The 19,682-nt window shown below is 55.5% G+C and carries 18 protein-coding genes and 1 tRNA gene; 10 read left to right on the forward strand and 9 right to left on the reverse strand.

Features of this window, described 5'->3' with window-relative positions; genetic code table 11:
* Window positions 1-45: 45 nt before the first annotated feature.
* Entirely contained in the window at window positions 46-669 is a 624-nt protein-coding gene (gene betI, locus QZQ97_RS22405; RefSeq protein WP_311995224.1) for a transcriptional regulator BetI, read from the forward strand.
* Here betI and QZQ97_RS22410 read toward each other — a convergent pair.
* Window positions 627-1,571: a LysR family transcriptional regulator gene (locus QZQ97_RS22410; protein WP_311995225.1), complete on the reverse strand. Its 945-nt coding sequence runs from the start codon at window positions 1,569-1,571 to the stop codon at window positions 627-629. The genes betI and QZQ97_RS22410 overlap by 43 nt on opposite strands.
* Before the next feature lie 149 nt (window positions 1,572-1,720).
* Here QZQ97_RS22410 and QZQ97_RS22415 point away from each other — a divergent pair, with 149 nt between their 5' ends.
* Entirely contained in the window at window positions 1,721-2,110 is a 390-nt protein-coding gene (locus QZQ97_RS22415; protein ID WP_311995226.1) for a tautomerase family protein, read from the forward strand.
* 51 nt (window positions 2,111-2,161) lie between these two features.
* Here QZQ97_RS22415 and QZQ97_RS22420 read toward each other — a convergent pair whose 3' ends face one another.
* Entirely contained in the window at window positions 2,162-3,922 is a 1,761-nt protein-coding gene (locus tag QZQ97_RS22420; protein ID WP_311995227.1) for an ABCB family ABC transporter ATP-binding protein/permease, read from the reverse strand.
* Window positions 3,923-4,291: 369 nt separating this feature from the next.
* Here QZQ97_RS22420 and QZQ97_RS22425 point away from each other — a divergent pair, with 369 nt between their 5' ends.
* Genes QZQ97_RS22425 through QZQ97_RS22435 form a run of 3 tightly spaced genes read left to right on the forward strand, consistent with a single transcriptional unit; the run spans window position 4,292 to window position 7,906 of the window.
* The gene (locus tag QZQ97_RS22425) at window positions 4,292-4,855 is read left to right on the forward strand and encodes a sorbitol dehydrogenase family protein (protein ID WP_311995228.1); all 564 of its coding nucleotides are present in this window, start codon (window positions 4,292-4,294) and stop codon (window positions 4,853-4,855) included.
* A gap of 10 nt (window positions 4,856-4,865) precedes the next feature.
* Window positions 4,866-6,521 carry a GMC family oxidoreductase gene (locus QZQ97_RS22430; protein ID WP_311995229.1) on the forward strand — a complete coding sequence of 552 codons (1,656 nt, stop codon included), beginning with the start codon at window positions 4,866-4,868 and terminating at the stop codon, window positions 6,519-6,521.
* The gene (locus QZQ97_RS22435; RefSeq protein WP_311995230.1) at window positions 6,518-7,906 is read left to right on the forward strand and encodes a c-type cytochrome; all 1,389 of its coding nucleotides are present in this window, start codon (window positions 6,518-6,520) and stop codon (window positions 7,904-7,906) included. Before QZQ97_RS22430 ends, QZQ97_RS22435 begins: the two co-directional genes overlap by 4 nt.
* Before the next feature lie 49 nt (window positions 7,907-7,955).
* Here QZQ97_RS22435 and actS read toward each other — a convergent pair whose 3' ends face one another.
* On the reverse strand, window positions 7,956-8,711 hold the full coding sequence (actS, locus tag QZQ97_RS22440) for an amidase activator ActS (protein ID WP_311995231.1): 756 nt from the start codon (window positions 8,709-8,711) through the stop codon (window positions 7,956-7,958).
* A gap of 146 nt (window positions 8,712-8,857) precedes the next feature.
* Here actS and QZQ97_RS22445 point away from each other — a divergent pair, with 146 nt between their 5' ends.
* From QZQ97_RS22445 to cspE, 4 genes are all read left to right on the forward strand, one after another.
* Complete coding sequence (locus QZQ97_RS22445; protein ID WP_311995232.1) at window positions 8,858-9,427, forward strand: HdeD family acid-resistance protein; 570 nt, start codon at window positions 8,858-8,860, stop codon at window positions 9,425-9,427.
* Window positions 9,428-9,594: 167 nt separating this feature from the next.
* The gene (gene cbpA, locus QZQ97_RS22450) at window positions 9,595-10,521 is read left to right on the forward strand and encodes a curved DNA-binding protein (protein WP_311995233.1); all 927 of its coding nucleotides are present in this window, start codon (window positions 9,595-9,597) and stop codon (window positions 10,519-10,521) included.
* Window positions 10,514-10,819: a chaperone modulator CbpM gene (gene cbpM / locus QZQ97_RS22455; protein ID WP_311995234.1), complete on the forward strand. Its 306-nt coding sequence runs from the start codon at window positions 10,514-10,516 to the stop codon at window positions 10,817-10,819. The genes cbpA and cbpM overlap by 8 nt, the downstream gene beginning before the upstream one ends.
* A gap of 1,218 nt (window positions 10,820-12,037) precedes the next feature.
* Entirely contained in the window at window positions 12,038-12,250 is a 213-nt protein-coding gene (gene cspE, locus QZQ97_RS22460; RefSeq protein ID WP_004952373.1) for a transcription antiterminator/RNA stability regulator CspE, read from the forward strand.
* 379 nt (window positions 12,251-12,629) lie between these two features.
* Here the strand turns inward: cspE and QZQ97_RS22465 are convergent.
* From QZQ97_RS22465 to xerD, 6 genes are all read right to left on the reverse strand, one after another.
* Window positions 12,630-12,703, reverse strand: a tRNA-Gly gene (locus tag QZQ97_RS22465).
* A gap of 170 nt (window positions 12,704-12,873) precedes the next feature.
* Complete coding sequence (gene lysS / locus QZQ97_RS22470; protein ID WP_311995235.1) at window positions 12,874-14,391, reverse strand: lysine--tRNA ligase; 1,518 nt, start codon at window positions 14,389-14,391, stop codon at window positions 12,874-12,876.
* Between the two features lie 9 nt (window positions 14,392-14,400).
* Window positions 14,401-15,499 (reverse strand): peptide chain release factor 2 gene (gene prfB / locus QZQ97_RS22475; protein WP_311995236.1). Its coding sequence is split into 2 segments (ribosomal slippage): window positions 14,401-15,423 and window positions 15,425-15,499, totalling 1,098 coding nucleotides; the frame shifts between segments, so codons are not numbered across the junction.
* 166 nt (window positions 15,500-15,665) lie between these two features.
* Window positions 15,666-17,399, reverse strand: a complete 1,734-nt coding sequence (gene recJ, locus QZQ97_RS22480) for a single-stranded-DNA-specific exonuclease RecJ (RefSeq protein WP_311995237.1) — start codon at window positions 17,397-17,399, stop codon at window positions 15,666-15,668.
* Between the two features lie 6 nt (window positions 17,400-17,405).
* Window positions 17,406-18,122 (reverse strand): bifunctional protein-disulfide isomerase/oxidoreductase DsbC, encoded by a 717-nt coding sequence (dsbC, locus tag QZQ97_RS22485; protein ID WP_311995238.1) that lies wholly within the window; start codon window positions 18,120-18,122, stop codon window positions 17,406-17,408.
* Window positions 18,123-18,149: 27 nt separating this feature from the next.
* Window positions 18,150-19,049: a site-specific tyrosine recombinase XerD gene (gene xerD / locus QZQ97_RS22490; protein ID WP_311995239.1), complete on the reverse strand. Its 900-nt coding sequence runs from the start codon at window positions 19,047-19,049 to the stop codon at window positions 18,150-18,152.
* 106 nt (window positions 19,050-19,155) lie between these two features.
* On the opposite strand from xerD, the gene fldB reads away from it, so the two are divergent.
* Window positions 19,156-19,674 (forward strand): flavodoxin FldB, encoded by a 519-nt coding sequence (fldB, locus tag QZQ97_RS22495; protein ID WP_006319414.1) that lies wholly within the window; start codon window positions 19,156-19,158, stop codon window positions 19,672-19,674.
* The last annotated feature ends 8 nt before the right edge of the window (window positions 19,675-19,682 follow it).

The following is a 19,682-nucleotide window of genomic DNA, read 5'->3' on the forward strand; positions in this document are numbered from 1 at the left end:
ATCAATCAAATTCAAAGTGTGATTTGCCTATCAGTCGGGGAAAAAATGTACCGCAAAGACATTCCGGAGCACCGCAAGGAACAGCTGATTAACGCGGCCTTCGAGGCCATTAACGTCGTCGGCCTGGCTGGCGTCACTCTGTCACAGGTGGCAAAAGAAGCGGGGCTGTCGACCGGTATCGTCAGCCACTACTTTGGCGATAAAGAAGGATTGCTGAGCGCCACCATGCGCAAGATCTTGCGCGATCTGCGCGACGCGGTCGCCGAATGCCGCAGCCAGGCGGCGGCCGACAGCCAATCACAGCTATTTGCCATTATTCAGGGCAACTTTCATCCCAGCCAAACCAATGCGGTCTCGATGCGTGCCTGGCTTGATTTCTGGGCCGCCAGTATGCACCAGCCGGCGCTGCGCCGCTTGCAGCGAGCCAACGATCGCCGGCTCTATTCCAATATCTGCAGCCAGTTCCGCCGTGAGTTACCGCAACAGCAGGCTCGCGATGCCGCACGCGGACTGGCCGCAATGATCGATGGATTGTGGCTGCGCGGCAGCCTGTCCGGCGGTGAGGCGGATCTCAGGCAAGACTGCCGTATCGCCTGTGACTATGTGGCGCAAATCCTGAGTGCCACTCAACCGGAGGTAAACCCTTCGGCAAAGACGCCGCGTAAATAGTTGCTGAATTCCGTCACCGCACGCGACACCTGCGGCGCATAGGGCCGCACCACATAAAGGCTGTCGGCAAAAGCGCCAATCGGGCGCCAGGCCGGCAGCACCTCAATCAACCGCCCGTCCGCCAGCGCCTGCTGCGCGCTGAAATCCGGCAGCAGGGCAATGCCCAGCCCTTCCGCCGCCGCATCACGTATCGATTCACTGTTGTTGGTGGCAAAGGGGCCGCTGACCGGCACGCGGATTTTGTCCGCCTTACCCTCCGACGAGTGCCTGGCGACAAAGCTCCAGCCCGGCGCTTCACTCCCACGGGGATAGTAAAGGCACCGATGCCGTTGCAGATCGACGGGGGATGCCGGCATGCCGTGCCGTTTAACATAGTCTGCCGATGCCACCGCCAGCGTTTCGGTCGGGCACAGCCGCCAGGCGACATGGGTATCCGGCAGGTTATCGCTATGGCGGATCGCCAGATCGAACCCCTCGGTGGTTAACGACACCAACCGGTCCGATACCTCGAGCTGTACCCGCACTTCCGGGTTGGCGCGCAGAAAGCCGGTGATCCGTGGCACCAATTGCTGGCGGGCAAAGGCCACCGGCGCCGTCACCCGCACCGAACCGCGCAACGGCCCGGTGGAATCGCAGATGCCGGAGAAGCTCTGTTTAATCTGCGCGAAAGGCTGACGCAATTCCTCCACCAGTCTCAACCCGGCATCGGTCAGCCGGACACTGCGGGTTGTACGCTGTACCAGCGGTACCCCGGCCAGCATTTCGATCTCTTTTATTTTCTGGCTCATGGCAGCTTTACTCACGTCCAGCCGCTCCGCCGCACGGGTAAAACTGCCCTGTTCGGCCAGCACGGTGAGCCAGTGTAAATGGGTCCACAGGGTATCGATTTTTGGGTTTTTCATCGTCAACTGTTCATTTATATAAACAATGAGTTCAAGTATAGCGCTTCTTCCCGCGCCGTGAACTGTCTAAGATGGCATCTCAAAAGCGATAAAAAAATGCTGCCCTACGCACCTGAAAATCCCATTAACCCACTGACAGGACTATACAAATGCCATTACTTATCTTCGACGTCATCGAGGGCCGCAGCGAAGCCGAACTGAAAATCCTGCTCGATGCCGCTCACCGTGCCGTGCTCAGCGCCTTTGAAGTGCCACAGCGAGATCGCTACCAGATTGTTCATGAAAATAAGGCTCATCATATGGTGATCGAAGACACTGGCCTTAACCTGACGCGCACCCGAGATCTGGTGGTGGTGCGGGTGATCACCAGCCCACGCGCCGAAGAACAGAAACAACGGTTTTATGCCGATCTCAGCCGCGAGCTGAAAGAAAGCTGTGGAATTGAAAGCAGCGATCTGATGGTGTCTATCACCACCAACAGCAAGGGCGACTGGAGTTTTGGCAACGGTGTAGCGCAGTATCTGACCGGTGAATTGTAATGCCCGCGGCTAACGTCCTGTTCATTAGTGCCCGGACGTTAGCCGGCAAGATTATGACTCCTCACTGTACTGGTTTTGCCACATCGCGGCGTAACGGCCATCGCTTTGCAACAGTTCCTCATGGCGCCCTCGCTCAACGATTTCCCCCGCCTCCAGCACGATGATTTCGTCGGCGTCCACCACCGTCGACAGGCGATGGGCAATCACCAATGTGGTGTGGTTACGGCTTACCTCACGTAAATGCGCCTGGATCTCGCGTTCGGTTTGAGTATCCAATGCGCTGGTGGCTTCGTCGAACACCAGGATCGCCGGATTTTTCAGGATGGTACGGGCGATCGCCACCCGCTGCTTCTCGCCCCCGGACAGTTTGAGGCCACGCTCGCCAACCCGGGTTTCGTAGCCGTCAGGCAGGCCGACGATAAACTCGTGGATATGCGCCAGCTTCGCCGCCCGTTCGATCTCTTCATTGCTGGATCCGGTTTTGCCGTAGCCGATGTTGTAGCGCAGGGTATCGTTAAACAGCACCGTATCCTGCGGCACAATGCCGATCGCCTGCCGTAGGCTAGCCTGAGTCAGTTGGCGAATGTCCTGGCCGTCTATAGACACCGAGCCGCCATTCACATCGTAGAAACGGAACAGCAGGCGGGACAGCGTGGATTTGCCCGCACCGGAAGCGCCGACCACCGCCACGGTGTTACCGGCCGGGATGATGAAGCTGACGTCTTTCAAAATCGGCCGACGTGCATCATAGCCAAAACTGACCGAGTCAAAACGCACTTCGCCATGGCTCAATACCAGGGCTGCCGCATCTGGACTATCGACAATCTCCTGCTTTTCCTGCAGCAAATCGAACAGGTTCTCCATATCGATCAGCGCTTGTCTGACTTCGGCATAAATAAAACCGAAGAAATTCAGCGGCTGATACAGCTGAAGCAGATAAGCATTCACCAACACAAAGTCACCGACCGTCATCCGACCCTGCACAATGCCCTGTGCCGCCATCGCCATCATCACTATCAATCCGATGGAAATAATGGCGGTTTGCCCGAGGTTGATGGCGGTAAAACTGAACTGGTTTTTAATGGCGGCATATTCGTACAACCGGCGCGACATATTGAAACGCTCGGCCTCGAACTCTTCATTGCCGAAGTACTTTACGGTTTCATAGTTCAGCAGGCTGTCGATGGACTTGCTGTTGGCATCGGCATTGGCCTTGTTGAGCTCGCGCCGGAAACGGGTGCGCCAACTGACCGCGATCACGGTAAACAGGATATAACTGCCGACGGTGGTCAGGATCGCCAGCGCAAACCAACCGTTCAGCATATGCCACATGATCACCGCGACCAGGGTGAGTTCGAACAAGATAGGCACGATCGAAAACAACAGCCGCGACAACACGGTAGCCACTGCCTGAGTACCACGCTCAATCGACAACGACAGCCCGCCAGTCTGACGTTCCAGGTGAAAGCGCAGGCTCAGCGCATGCAATTGCCTGAACACCCGCAGCCCCAGCAGACGAGTGGCATTCTGGCTGAGATGAATGAACATCACGTTGCGCAGTTCTTCAAACAACGTGGCGCCGACCCGCGCAACACCGTAGGCGACGATCAGCCCCAGCGGAATGGCCAGCATTTTCGCAGTATCCGCGCTCAGTGCGTCGACCATCTCCTTATATGCCAACGGCACCAGCGAAGTACTCACCTTGGCGACCACCATGAAAATACAGGCGATAACCAGATACCACCGCAGTTTGGGGTTATTTTTCGGCCATAGGTAAGGCAGCAGGAAGGTTAATAAACGGGAGCGATCCATAGGGTAATATTTATCTTCTCAGTCAAAGCAGTGGCGTCGGCTAGTGATCTATTTTGGCACGTATGGCGGCGAAATCCTTATGCAATCTGCTATCGCCGCCTTTTTTGATCGCTGGAGCAAGCCTCCATAGCTCAGCAACTTTGCCGCTTTCCTTCGCCCCATTTATTCTTAAAGTGCGATCTTTCAGGCTCTCCGTTAAAACTTGTTGTTGAGAAGTTACCGCCAAGTTAATATCCGAAAAAATTATTATAAAATGAATTATTGGCTATCGAACAATAATCAAAAGTATCTTTATTTCATCATCTTGTATTCAGCATCTGCCCTACCTTCGCCTACCCAGGCTTTAACACCCGTTGCGAGAAATTCACCATGAGCACTGTATTACCCAGCGAAAATTTACGTTCGGACAACAATGGAACCGGTTTCAGAAGAAGAGATGTGTTGTTCGGCATGGCTTCCGTCCTTGTCGCCACCTCCCTGCTTGGCTATCCATTTCTGACCCAGGCTGAGCAGCAAACCGCAGCAGCCAACCCGCTTGTCTTTGCACGTTTCTTCACTCTGTCCCGGACTATTACCGAACATCAGGACATCGACCAGGGCATGTCGGCGCGAATATTCACCGCCTTGAGCGGCAGCATCCCCAATTTCTCTGCTCAGATTAAGCAGCTAAGCGCCTTGCTGCAGCCGGAGCAAAGTGCCAAACAGCTGCAAACGCTGGCAATCCAGGCCGGCCTGCAGGATCTGCTCACCGCCATTATCAGCGCCTGGTATACCGGCACCGTCGGGCATGGCCAGCAAGCTGTGCTGATCGCCTACAAGGATGCGCTGATGTACCGCCCCGCCAGCGATGCGCTGATCGTACCGACCTATTGCGGCAACGGCCCGCTGTGGTGGACCGCCGCTCCGCCGATGACCATGACACCCGTTCGCTGAGATTATCCTGATGAAAAAACCTGAATTTACCGCCAATGGCGACGCATCGGCCGACATCGTGATCGTCGGCTCCGGCATTGTCGGCGGTATCATGGCCGACCAACTGGTCAGCCTCGGCTATTCCGTCCTGGTGTTGGAGGCCGGCCTGCGCATCGATCGCGCCCAAGCGGTGGAAAACTGGCGCAACATGCCGTTCGATAACCGGGCGGGCTCAGATTTCCAGGGGCTGTATCCGCAATCTGAATACGCCACCGCACCGCTCTATTTCCCGGAAAACAACTACGTAGCCCTTAGTGGCCCCAGTGCCGGCAGCTTCAAACAGGGCTATCTGCGCACCGTCGGCGGTACCACCTGGCACTGGGCAGCATCTTGCTGGCGCCATTTGCCGAGCGATTTCCAGATGAAAACGCTGTACGGCGTCGGTCGCGACTGGCCAATTTCGTATAACGATCTCGAACCCTACTACTGCCGTGCGGAAGAGGAAATCGGTGTCGCAGGCCCCAACGATCCGGCGCAGCAATCGCCGGTAGAGCGCAGCAAACCTTATCCGATGGACATGGTGCCCTGGGCCTATGGCGACACCCGCTTCGCCGAAGTGGTCAACCCGCACGGCTACCGATCGGTGCCAATCCCGCAGGGACGCAGCATCCGCCCGTGGAAAGGCCGCCCGACCTGCTGCGGCAACAACAACTGCCAGCCAATTTGCCCCATTGGCGCCATGTATAACGGCATCCATCATGTCGAACGCGCGGAAATGAAAGGCGCAGTGGTGCTGGCAGAGTCGGTGGTCTACAAAATTGATACCGACGACCAGAATCGCGTGACCGCCGTACACTGGTTGGATAATCAAAAACGCTCGCATAAAGCCAGCGCCAACGCCTTCGCGCTGGCCTGTAACGGTATCGAAACGCCGCGTTTGCTGCTGCTTGCCGCCAATAAACAGAACCCCAACGGCATCGCCAACTCTTCCGATCAGGTTGGGCGCAATATGATGGATCACTCCGGCTTTCACTGCACCTTCCTGGCTAAAGAGCCACTGTGGCTCGGCCGCGGCCCGGCGCAGAGCAGCTGCCTGGTGGGACCGCGCGACGGCGAGTTCCGTAAGGACTATTCTGCCAACAAGATGATACTTAATAATATCAATCAGATAGTTCCAGCAACGCAAAAAGCGCTGGCGCAGGGCCTGGTAGGTAAAGTGCTGGATGAAGAGATCCGCCGGCGCGCGGCCTATGGCGTTGATTTGTCGATTAGCCTGGAACCGTTACCAGACCCGAACAACCGCCTGACGCTGAGCGCCAACCGCAAGGACGCTCACGGCCTGCCGTGTCCCGATATTCATTACGACGTCGGCGATTACGTGCGCAAGGGCGCCGAAGCCGCACATAAACAGTTGGAGCATATTGGACGCCTGTTCGATGCCGATGAATTCAAAATCACCACCAGCCTGAACGCCAATAATCACATCATGGGCGGCACCATTATGGGCAGCGAACCGCATGACTCGGTGGTGGACGGTAACTGCCGCACCCACGACCATGCCAACCTCTGGCTGCCGGGTGGCGGTGCCATTCCTTCAGCCAGCGTAGTCAACAGCACGCTAACCATGGCGGCGTTGGGCATCAAGGCCGCCGACGACATCGCCCAATCGCTGGCGGTAAAATCATGAAGATACAACTTGGATTTGCCCTGTTGCTGGGGCTGAGCGGTGCCGCCCTGGCGACCGACGATGGCGCGGCGTTACTTAAACAGGGTGAGCAGCTTGCCGTAGCTTCGGACTGCCAGGCCTGCCACACCCAACCGGGCGGCGGCAAGCCCTTTGCCGGCGGTTACGGCATCAACTCGCCGATGGGCGTAATTTACTCCACCAATATCACCCCTTCGGCGCATGACGGCATAGGTGGCTACACGGAACAACAGTTCGCTCGTGCACTGCGCGATGGGGTGCGCGCCGATGGCAGCTATCTCTACCCGGCAATGCCCTATACCTCATACAGCAAATTGAGTGATGCGGACATCCACGCGCTCTACACCTACTTTATGCAGGGGGTGAAGCCGGTAGAGCAGAAGAATACGCCGACCGCACTGCCCTTCCCGTTCAATATGCGCTTCAGTATGGCCGGCTGGAATTTGCTGTTTCTGGATAAGAACCGCCTTCAGCCCAATGCCGAGAAAAGCGAGCAGTGGAACCGCGGCGCCTATCTGGTCAACGGCCCTGGGCATTGCGATACCTGCCATACGCCACGCAACCTGCTGATGGCGGAAAGCGCCGATAAGCCGCTGGCGGGGGGCATGGTGGGAAGTTGGTATGCACCGAACATTACGTCGGACACCGTCAGCGGCATCGGCGGCTGGAGCAATGAAGAACTGGTGCAATATCTCAAAACCGGGCGGGTCGCCGGGAAAAACCAGGCCGCTGGCGGCATGGCAGAGGCGGTGGAAAACAGCCTGCAATACCTGCCTGAACAGGATCTGATGGCCATTGCCGTCTACCTGAAAAGTACCGTACCGATCCGCGATGCTCAGGATAAGCAGGCGGCGGACCGCTTTGGCCAACCGCTGAACGTCGAACCGACGCTACGCGGCCTGCATCCGTCCAATGCCAATAATACCGTCAGCGACGGTGCGGCCTTATTCAGCGGCAACTGCGCCAGTTGCCACCAACCGGACGGCAGCGGCAGCAAAAACCAGGCCTATCCTTCGCTGTTCAACAATACCGCCACCGGTTCCGGCAACCCGGCCAACCTGATCTCCGCCATTTTGTTCGGCGTGCAGCGCAAAGCAGGCAGCGAGGACGTGCTGATGCCGAACTTTGGCCCGCAATCCTACGTCAATCCATTAACCGATCGGCAAATCGCCGCCATCAGCAATTATGTGCTGAAAAACTACGGCAACCCGGCGGTGACGGTAAGCGAGGAGGACGTGGCGATGCTGCGCACCGGCGGCCCGGTACCGCTGCTGGCGAAGCTGCAGCCTTATATGGCTCCGGCCATCGGAGTTGCGGTGGTGGTGCTGTTGGCGTTGATCTGGCTATGTGGAAGGAAACGGAAATAGCCCGCGATAGGGGCCCGCTCCCTGACAGAACGGGCCGTTATCTCCACGCTTAACAAGATGGCGAAGCACCTTGCGGCGGCAGATAGCGCTGCGGATCGAGCGCGGTGGCGCGATAACGGATCTGGAAGTGCAGGTACACCGAATCGGTACCGGTGCTGCCCATGGTGCCAATTTTTTGCCCCGCCTTGACGTCCTGGCCGTTGCGCACCAGCGTGGTGTCGTTATGCGCATAGGCGGTAATGAAGTCTTCGCCGTGCTTAATCATGATCAGGTTGCCGTAGCCGCGCAGTTGATTGCCGACGTACACCACCTTGCCTTTGGCGGAAGCGAAGATCGGCTGGCCACGCGCACCGGCGATATCGATGCCCTTATTGCCGCCGTCTGCGTTGGAGTATTTCTGCGCTATCTTGCCGCTGGCCGGCCAGCGCCAGCAGCGTGAAGCCCCAGGCGGCGGCGTCGATTTAGCCAACACCGCGCCGGAAGAGGTATTTTTACGCCGGTTTGACGCCGTTTTGGTCGGGGCGCTGCCGCTCAGCCGCAGCTTTTGCCCGACTTCCAGCCCGTAAGGCGGGCGTATCTTGTTGATTCGGGCCAGTTCGCTGACTTCGCTGTCAGTGATCCAGGCGATGTAATACAGCGTATCGCCACGTTTGACGGTATAGGATTTGCCGCTGTAACTGCCCTTCGGCAATTTGTCGTAGTCGCGGTTATAGCTGTTTTTGCCCGAACAGCCGGCCAACAGCAGGCTCAATGTCAGACACACCGCGGCGCGGCGCCACCACGCAAGTTTGCTTCCTGTGCTCAAATCCTGTCCTCAATCATATTTCCGGGGCGCTGATACGCGTCAGGCGTCAATAGTAACATTTGCATCGGGGCAGTCAAAAAGCGCCAAAAGGACTATGCTAGGCAAGTAGGGATTACTGAGTACCATACGACAAACGGAGAACTGTCATGTTAAATTTTGACCATAAAAATCTGCCCCTTCTGAGTGAAGAAAGTCTCAAAAAGCAACGCACTGCCCTGCTGATTATTGCCTTCCTGCTCTTGGTCGGCGGTATTCTGTGCCTGATTAACCCCCTGGCATCCGGCACAGCGCTGAGCATTCTGGTCGGCGTATTACTGTTGCTGAGCGGCGCGGCGTTGGTGGCGGGCATGATAGCCAATCGGGCGCAAAACACCTGGCCGATGATCGGCGGCATATTACTGGGCGTGGCTTATTTGATTATCGGCTACCTGTTCATCACCAGTCCATTAGCCGGCATTCTGACGCTGGCGATATACCTCGCCATATTATTTGTGCTCGGCGGTATTGTGCGGTTAGTTGCCGGTTATAAGCTGCGTGAAGTCAGCGGCAGTTGGCTGCAGTTCGTCATTGGCTTTTTGGATCTGGTGATTGCCTGGATGCTGTTTAGCGCCGATCCGATGACATCGGTCATACTGGTGACCACCCTTATCGGTATTGAAATGTTGTTCAGCGCTTTCAGCCTATTTAGGGTCGCCAGGCAGCTAAAGCGCAGTTAAGCTCATACATAAAGGGGGTCTGCCGACCCGCCTTTTCGCTCATTAACCGCCCGACCGCACAATTATGTCGATGTCTCAGTGGCAAGTGCCCTACCATGAGTAAGGTTTCATGCAATACAGACTCAGCCATTCCCTCAGATGAAAGATTGAAATGAGATGATTACGCTATGGAATTCAAGGACTATTATGCCATTTTAGGGGTTAAGCCATCGGACGATCTCAAGGCTATCAAAACGGCCTATCGTCGTCTGGCGCGAAAATACCACCCCGACGTCAGCACCGAATCGAATGCCGAAGCACAGTTCAAGGAAGTCGCGGAAGCCTATGAGGTGTTAAAAGACGATGAACGCCGCGCCGAATACGATCAATTGGTGCAACACCGCAACGACCCCAATTATGGCCGCCAGACGCAACACGGCAACGCCAATAACGCCGAAGACTTTTCCGATATCTTTTCCTCAATGTTTGGCGAACGCGCGCGTTCGCAACACCGCCGCCAAAGCCGCGCCATGCGCGGGCAAGACATCGAGATGGAAGTGGCGGTATTCCTTGAGGAAACGCTGGCCGAGCAAACCCGAACCATTCGCTATAGCCTGCCGGTTTATAACGCTTTCGGCATGGTGGAGCAGGAAATACCCAAAACCCTTAATGTGAAGATCCCCGTCGGCGTGGGCGATGGCGAACGCATTCGCCTGAAAGGCCAGGGTGCGCCGGGCACTGACGGCGGCGCGAATGGCGACCTCTATCTGATCATCCGCATCGCGCCGCACCCGTTGTTCGACATCGTCGGCCATAATCTGGAGATCGTCCTGCCGGTAGCCCCATGGGAAGCGGCGCTCGGCGCCAAGGTACCGGTTCCGACCCTGAAAGACGCTATTTTGCTGACCATCCCAGCCGGTAGCCAGACCGGCCAGCGGCTGCGTATCAAGGGGAAAGGCCTGGTCGGCAAGAAAGAAACCGGGGATTTATATGCAGTGATCAAGGTCGTGATGCCACCGAAGCCGGACGAAAAAAATGCGGCACTGTGGCAACAACTGGCGGAGGCTCAACCCGCTTTCGACCCACGCAAAGAGTGGAGTAAGCAAAATGGCTAACGTAAAAGTAACTTTAACCATTACCGAATTTTGCCTGCATACCGGCGTTTCAGAAGACGAGTTAACAGAAATCGTCGGGCTTGGGGTGATTGAACCACGTAACCCGGCAGCCGAGGACTGGATATTCGACGATCAGGCGCTGACCATTTTTCACCGAGCTCAACAGTTGCATCGCGAATTGGCTCTGGACTGGCCCGGTATCGCAGTCACCTTGACGCTGTTGGAGGAAATTGAGCAGCTGCGTAAAGAAAACAGCCAATTGCACCAACAGCTTGCACGATTCGTCACCAGGCCCTGATACCTTGAAAACGGCCCGTTGCGGCAGCAGCGGGCTACCATTCCCACAGGGTCATCGTTTCTAAGACACCATGAATCGACAGCCGGGCCTTCTACAGACAAGGTCATGTTTTTGGGTTGGCTAATGCAACGGTAATATTACTCAACCTTCTGCCCTGCCACTCCAGAAAAAACGCCGACATAATAAATCCCCAAAAAAATGCAAGCCTATGAAAATAGGCGCTCAGCTAATTTTCAAAGAGAGCGTATATGAACACTGTTAATAAAAACATGTTATTAAAAACATGTTATTAAAAACAGTATTGACACTCGTTTAAAACCCCGTAGATTAGTAACCAGCAGCAGCGAAATGGTAGCTGACTGTTATTAGCAAAAGTGTTAAACAAGTTGATTTAAAGTTATTTTGCGATAAAGGCCACGAAGTATTTTTTGTATGGGCATCAATGCTGAGAAAAAGTGACAACCTCGCTTGATGACGCTTTAAGGCCACGTAGTCAGTATCTACAATCGCAGGGTGTGAACCAAAACGCGATGATGTAAGGCCATGATTCAATTGTTTTTTGTTTGCGATTGATTTTCAAGCTAATGCGGGAAAATAGTGCAACAAGATCGCAATGGAAGTGAGGCTACGCATCAAGAGTCTATATCGCGAGGGGAGATGTACTTGTTTAAGACGCCATACCTTGGAGAATTACTTCAGGGCGGCGGGTAATGTGAACTGGTAAATAGAGGGGAGGTTCTAGTTAGTATTAGTACCCAATATTATCTGTGATAAACGTGTACATTTAAAATGTAGTACCTTAGCAGTAAGAAATTATTAAGTTCATTAATGTTAAATTTGAAGTCAGTAGTACCATAAAAGCCCTGGCTGCAACGGTCAGGGCTTTTATCTTTTATGCATCAACCACATTGCGATGAAAAACGCCTTCCCAGCCAATCGCACTAAAATCATCACACCGCGTCAGGGATATGTTGGCCTGCCAATGACATTAATAAATTTAATCCTTGCTTAATAAATCAAACCAAGCCTACTATGACGTCATCGGTTTGGAACACAGACCTTATGAAAGCAGTTTTAGTAAAGCAGTCCTCAGTTCAAGCGTTATCTCTAGATACCCCTTCTTCATGAGCCTCCTCCTAAGTGCCCCATAAGTAAAATTCTGCAAAACAGGCCATGTTCGCCACGATGAGTGGCTCAAAAATGAAAAAGGATGTATCTATGTCTACTAAAATGACTGGTTTAGTAAAATGGTTTAACGCAGATAAAGGCTTCGGTTTTATCACTCCACAAGATGGCAGCAAAGATGTATTCGTACATTTCTCCGCTATCCAGAGCAGCGATTTTAAAACCTTAGACGAAGGTCAGAAAGTGGAGTTCTCTGTCGAGAGCGGCGCTAAAGGCCCGTCTGCTGTAAACGTTATCGCGCTTTAAGCGCCGATAATCTCACTAAAATTTACAATAGCGATGAAGGCAACGGCCTGAGCAGTTAAGTATTAGTGATCAAAAACCCGCTTATGGCGGGTTTTTGCATTTCTTAAATGCAGAAAATAATTCGAAGCCAACAATACGGAATTCGCTGTTTCACACCAGCTGCGAAGGACTGCCCAAGAAGCCAAAAGCACAAGCCTCCCATCAGCCAATCACCTAATCTCCCCACTAATTAACCTTTTTAAATATGAAAAGATCATCATCATTTGTGTCATGGTCAAACGAACTGCACTATTGCTGGCGACGACTGAATTGAATCAGAAGGAATAGAAGGTCACATAAGGATTTTATTGATTGGGATGGCGTTCAAAAGGCTTGAGATTGGAGCGGGTGAAGGGAATCGAACCCTCGTATGCAGCTTGGGAAGCTGCCGTTCTACCATTGAACTACACCCGCATCGATGTGCGACTGGCATTATAACCGGTTATCTACGCCGGGCAAGCGGAGATAGCGCGTAACTGCCGATGTTTTAAGCAGTTAGCCGCAACAGCCCGTAATTTCCTCCCCACAGGCGAAAAAAAACCGGCGCAGTTGCCTGCACCGGTTGATGTTCATTCAGCAAAAGATTATTTCTGCGGGCGCATTGCCGGGAACAAAATCACATCGCGAATGGTGTGGCTGTTGGTGAACAGCATGACCATGCGATCGATACCGATACCCAAGCCAGCCGTCGGCGGCAGGCCGTGCTCCAGCGCGGTGACGTAGTCTTCGTCGTAGAACATCGCTTCGTCATCGCCTGCGTCTTTCGCATTCACCTGGTCAGCAAAGCGCTGCGCCTGATCTTCCGCATCGTTCAGCTCAGAGAAGCCGTTACCGATCTCACGGCCACCAATGAAGAACTCGAAACGGTCGGTGATTTCCGGGTTCTCATCATTACGACGCGCCAGCGGGGACACTTCCGCCGGGTATTCGGTAATGAAGGTCGGCTGAATCAGATGGCTTTCCGCCACTTCTTCGAAGATCTCGGTCACAACGCGACCCAGGCCCCAGCTCTTCTCAATCTTGATACCGATAGATTCGGCGATAGCCACCGCTTTGCCCATATCGGCCAGATCGGCCAGATCGGTTTCCGGACGGTATTTTTTGATCGCCTCGGTCATGGTCAGTTTTTCAAACGGCTTGCCGAAGTCGAACACTTCGTCACCGTACTGCACCTGAGTTTTGCCCAGCACATCCTGAGTCAGGGTGCGGAACAGCGATTCGGTCAGCTCGATGAGGTCTTTGTAATCCGCATAGGCCATATAGAGTTCCATCATGGTGAACTCTGGGTTATGGCGCGGAGAAACGCCTTCGTTACGGAAGTTACGGTTGATTTCGAACACCCGCTCAAAGCCGCCTACCACCAGACGCTTCAGGTACAGCTCAGGGGCAATACGCAGGTACATATCGATGTCCAGCGCATTGTGGTGAGTCACGAATGGACGCGCAGAAGCGCCGCCCGGGATCACCTGCATCATTGGGGTTTCGACTTCCATGAAGCCGCGTTCCACCATGAAGTTGCGGATCCCCGCCATCACCTGAGAACGCACCTTGAAAGTGTTGCGCGATTCATCGTTGGCGATCAGGTCCAGATAACGCTGGCGGTAACGGGTTTCCTGATCGGCCAGGCCGTGGAACTTGTCAGGCAACGGGCGCAGGGCCTTGGTCAGCAAGCGCAGTTCGGTACAGTGGATAGACAGTTCGCCGGTCTTGGTTTTGAACAGCTTGCCGCGAGCGCCAAGGATATCGCCCAGGTCCCACTTCTTGAACTGCTCGTTATAAATGCCTTCCGCCAGATCGTCGCGCGCGACGTACAGCTGGATACGGCCGCCGACGTCCTGCAGCGTCACGAATGACGCTTTACCCATGATACGGCGGGTCATCATGCGGCCGGCAACGGTAACTTCTACGCCCAGCGCTTCCAGCTCTTCGTTATCTTTTTCGCCGTACGCAGCGTGCAGCTTGTCGGACGTGGTGTCGCGACGGAAATCATTCGGGAACGCAATGCCGTTCTCGCGCAGCCCGGCCAATTTCTCACGGCGTGACTGCAACTCATTATTGAGTTCCAACGCCTGATCGGCGCCCTGTGGTTGTTGCTCAGACATTTCTGTTCCTTATAACCCGGCTTTCAAACTTGCCTCAATGAATTTATCCAGGTCGCCATCTAATACGGCCTGCGTGTTACGCGTCTCAACGTTGGTGCGCAAATCCTTAATGCGGGAATCATCCAGCACGTAAGAACGGATTTGGCTGCCCCAGCCGATGTCGGACTTGTTGTCTTCCATCTGCTGTTTATCAGCATTTTTCTTTTGCATCTCAAACTCGTACAGCTTGGCTCGCAGCTGTTTAAACGCTTGATCCTTGTTTTTATGCTGAGAACGGTCGTTCTGGCACTGCACCACAATGTTGGTCGGCAAGTGGGTAATACGTACCGCCGACTCGGTTTTGTTTACGTGCTGGCCGCCCGCACCGGAGGCGCGGTAAACGTCAATACGCAGATCTGCCGGGTTGATGTCGATATCGATATCGTCATCCACTTCAGGGTAGATAAACACCGAGCTAAACGAGGTATGACGGCGGCCGCCGGAGTCGAACGGGCTCTTGCGCACCAGGCGATGCACGCCGGTTTCAGTACGCAACCAGCCGAACGCGTAGTCGCCGATAATCTTGATGGTGGCGGATTTCAGCCCCGCGACGTCGCCGTCGGACTCTTCGATCACTTCTGTTTTGAAGCCCTTGGATTCAGCCCAGCGCAAGTACATGCGCAACAGCATGCTGGCCCAGTCCTGTGCTTCGGTGCCGCCGGAGCCGGCCTGGATGTCCAGGTAGCAATCCGCGCTGTCATATTCACCGGAGAACATACGGCGGAACTCTAATTGTTCCAGCTTGGCAGACAGTTGATCGAGTTCGGCTACCGCTTCGTTAAAGGTTTCTTCATCGTCGGCTTCAACCGCCAGTTCCAGCAGGCCGGTGACGTCTTCGCCGCCCTGTTCCAGCTGATCGATGGTTTCCACGATAGCTTCAAGCGCCGCGCGCTCTTTACCCAGCGCCTGTGCGCGCTCGGGTTCGTTCCAAACATCAGGCTGTTCCAGCTCGGCGTTGACTTCTTCTAGGCGTTCTTTCTTGGCATCATAGTCAAAGATACCCCCTAAGAACGGCAGTCCGCTCGGACAGGTCCTGAATTCGGTTTTTTACCGGATTAATTTCAAACATGGTTTTTAGCGTTCTTTTACGTTGATGTCGTCGATGGCGAAATGCCATTAGAACCGGCAATTCTATCGGATCCGCGCGTCAGTTTATAGCGAGTTGGTCAGTTTTTGTGGGGGGAGGGATGTGTATCTGAATCGGGCGCGGCATCACCGCGCCCGTTCAGGAAAAATCAACGCGGCCAGAGATGCTGGATCAATAACTGTACGTTGCGGTTACCACGGAACTCATTGACGTCGAGCTTATAAGCCAGTTCCACTTCACGCACGCTGCTGTCGGGCCACAGAGTGGTGTCCACGTTGAAGGCAATACCGTCGAGCAACGGGCCGCCGCCAAGCGGCTCCACCATCAGCTTCAGGTGTTTCTCGCCCACCAGCCGCTGTTGCAGGATACGGAATCTACCGTCGAAAGTCGGCTCCGGGAACGCCTGCCCCCACGGCCCGCCCTCGCGCAGCAGCTCCGCCGTTTCCAGCGAGAGCTCCTGCATCGCCAGTTCACCGTCGGACCAGATCACCCCTTCCAGCATCGCCGGATCGAGCCATTCCCCCACCAAATCGCCAAAACGCTGGCGGAATTCGTCGAATTTGGCTTCTTCCAGCGACAACCCGGCCGCCATCGCATGGCCGCCAAACTTCATCATCAAGCCCGGATTCAGCGTATCCAGCCGCTCCAGCGCGTCGCGCATGTGCAAACCGGCCACCGAACGGCCGGAGCCTTTCAGAATGCCCTCGCCCGCCGGCGCAAATGCAATTACCGGGCGGTGGAAACGTTCTTTGATGCGCGAAGCCAGAATGCCCACCACGCCCTGATGCCATTCCGGATGATACATCGCCAGCCCATACGGCAAAGCGGTGCTGCTGCGTTCGAGCTGCTCGCACAGCTGCAGGGCTTCAACCTGCATACCCTGCTCAATTTCACGCCGTGTCAGGTTAAGCGCATCGAGATCGTTAGCCAGCATGCGCGCCTGCGCAATGTCATCGCTCAGCAACAGCGCCACGCCAATCGACATGTCGTCCAGCCGCCCGGCGGCATTGAGCCGTGGCCCCAAAGCAAAGCCAAGATCGTTAGCCGCCAGTTGGCGCGCATCACGGTTGGCCACTTCCAGCAACGCCCTGATGCCCGGCCGACACTTGCCGGCGCGAATGCGATTCAGGCCCTGATACACCATAATGCGGTTGTTGGCGTCGAGCGGCACCACATCGGCAACCGTACCCAGAGCCACCAGATCCAACAGTTCAGCCAGATTCGGCATCGCCAGCGCACGTTGTTCAAACCAGCCGCCGTCACGCAGCCGGGCACGCAACGCCAGCATCAGATAGAAAGCCACGCCAACACCGGCCAGGGATTTTGAAGGGAACTCGCAGCCGCGCAGGTTCGGGTTGACGATCGCCTCCGCCGCCGGCAAGGTTTCCCCCGGCAGATGGTGGTCGGTAACCAGGACCTGCATGCCCTTGGCGTGCGCCACGTCAACGCCCGCATGAGAAGAGATGCCGTTATCCACGGTCAGAATCAACTCTGCACCGCGCGCCGCCGCCTGCTCGACCACTTCCGGGCTCAGGCCGTAGCCGTCCTCAAAGCGGTTCGGCACCAGATAATCGACTGCGCTGCCACCCATGCTGCGCAGCGCCAGCACCGTCAACGCGGTACTGGTGGCACCGTCGGCGTCAAAGTCCCCCACCACCATGATACGGCGACTCGCGGCCAGCGCCTGTTGCAGAATGTCCACCGCAGTATCGATGCCATCCAACTGCTGCCAGGGCAGCAAACCTTTGACGCTGCGCTCCAGTTCCCTCTCGGCCTTAACGCCGCGCAGCGCGTATAAACGGCGCAGCAGCGGATGCAGGCTGGCGGGCAGATGGCTGTCGTCCGTCGCCGCTCGGCGGCGTAGTTGCGTTTTGATGCTCACCGGCGATTAACCACCGGTTTTGGTTGCGGTCTGATGCGCATCCAGCATGGCGGCCATCTCTTTCGGCCCCTGATAACCCGGGATCATCATACCGTTTTGCAGAATGATGGCCGGAGTGCCCTGAATACCGAACTGCACGCCGAGCGCATAGTGTTTGCTGATGTCGGTTTTACAGGTCGCCGGGGAAACCGCATCGCCTTTCAACGCGGAATCGAATGCCTTGGCTTTATCGGCGGTACACCAGATTGACTGCATGTCTTTCTCGGCCTGGGAATTCAAGCCCTGGCGCGGGAACGCCAAATAACGGACGGTAATGCCCAGATCGTTATACTCTTTCATCTGCTGGTGCAGCTTGTGGCAATAGCCGCAGGTGATGTCGGTAAACACCGTAATCACGTGTTTTTCTTTTGGCGCTTTGTAGACGATCATCTGATCTTTCAGCGCTTCGAGTTTGGTGTTCAGCAGTTGGTTGGTGACGTTAACCGGTTCTTTGCCGCTGACGTCGTACAACGGGCCTTGCAGAATGTGTTTGCCGTCTTCGGTCACATACAACGCGCCGTTGTCGGTCAGCACGGTTTTCAGGCCGCTAACCGGGGAGGGCTGTACGTCCGCCTGCTGAATGCCCAGGCTACCGAGCGCTTTTTTGATTGCCGCATCATCGGCATGGGCCGCACCGGTCACTGAAGCCACCAGCAGAGAGAGCAGCATTAAACCTTTCTTCATTCTTTCAATCCTTTTGAACCCGGCGTATCAGGCACGCGGGTGATGCTGTTGATGTAGCTGTTTAAGTCGTTCGGTCGCTACATGCGTGTAAATTTGTGTGGTAGAGAGGTCGCTGTGCCCCAATAACATCTGTACGACACGAAGATCGGCTCCATGGTTCAGCAGATGGGTGGCAAACGCGTGGCGCAACACGTGCGGTGACAGCCTCTCGCTATCAATACCCGCTAGGATCGCATAGTGTTTGATGCGATGCCAGAACGTCTGTCGGGTCATCTGCTGACAGCGGTTGCTTGGGAACAGCACATCCAGCGCCTGCCCGTTGACCATCCACGGGCGACCGTGCTCCAGATAATTTTCGATCCAGTACACCGCCTCCTCGCCCAGCGGCACCAGCCGTTCCTTGTTGCCTTTACCGATCACCCGCACCACGCCCTGGCGCAGGCTGACGTCGCTGAGGGTCAACCCGACCAGTTCGGATACTCGCAGGCCGGTGGCGTACAGCACTTCCAGCATCGCCTTGTCTCGCAGTTCCAGCGGCTGATCGACGCATGGCGCCTGCAACAAGGCATCGACCTGCGCTTCGCTCAGATCTTTCGGCAGCCGCTGCGGCAACTTCGGCGAGGCGAGCAGCGCGGTCGGATCGTCTTCCCGCAGCTTTTCGCGGTACAGATACTGGAACAGGCGGCGCATGGCACTCAGCAAACGCGCGGAACTGGTCGCTTTGTATCCGCCCTCCACCCGTTCGGCGAGAAACGCCTGCAGATCCAGCGCTTGTGCCTGTAACAGCGAAGTATTTTGATGGTTCAGCCAGGCGTTCAGCGCCTGCAGATCCAGCCGGTAAGAGGCCAGCGTATTTTCTGCCAGATTGCGTTCGAGCCACAGCGCATCCAGGAATTGCTCAATCAGCGCACTCTCTTGCTGTTGCACGCGGTCCTCTCTTTGTTAGCTTTCCACCTGCGCCATTATGCCTTAAGCCGGCGCAAATCTGGTACACTCGATGCCATTCCACGAACGGTAACATAACGGTTTAAAAATGAAGATTGGTCTGTTTTACGGCTCCAGCACCTGCTACACCGAGATGGCGGCAGAAAAAATCCGTGAGATTCTGGGCGAAGACCTGGTCGACCTGCACAACCTGAAAGACGTGTCCCCGCAGTTGATGGAGGAGTATTCCATCCTGATCCTCGGCATTCCTACCTGGGATTTCGGTGAACTGCAGGAGGACTGGGAAGCCGTCTGGCCGCAACTGGCGACGCTGGATCTGAAAGGGAAAATTGTCGCCATGTACGGCATGGGCGATCAGCTCGGCTACGGCGAATGGTTCCTCGATGCGCTCGGTATGCTGCACGATCACATTGCCCCGCTCGGCGTGCAGTTTATCGGCTTCTGGCCCATTGAAGGCTTTGAATTCACCAGCCCGAAACCGCTGAGTGCCGATGGCAAACACTTCGTCGGTCTGGCGCTGGATGAGGTGAACCAATACGACATGAGCGAAGACCGCCTGCAACAATGGTGCGAACAGATCCTGCTGGAGATGGAACCGCTGCTGTAATGCCAATG

It is taken from the genome of Serratia sp. root2 (assembly GCF_031931805.1).
GTDB classification, from domain to species: Bacteria; Pseudomonadota; Gammaproteobacteria; order Enterobacterales; family Enterobacteriaceae; genus Serratia; species Serratia inhibens.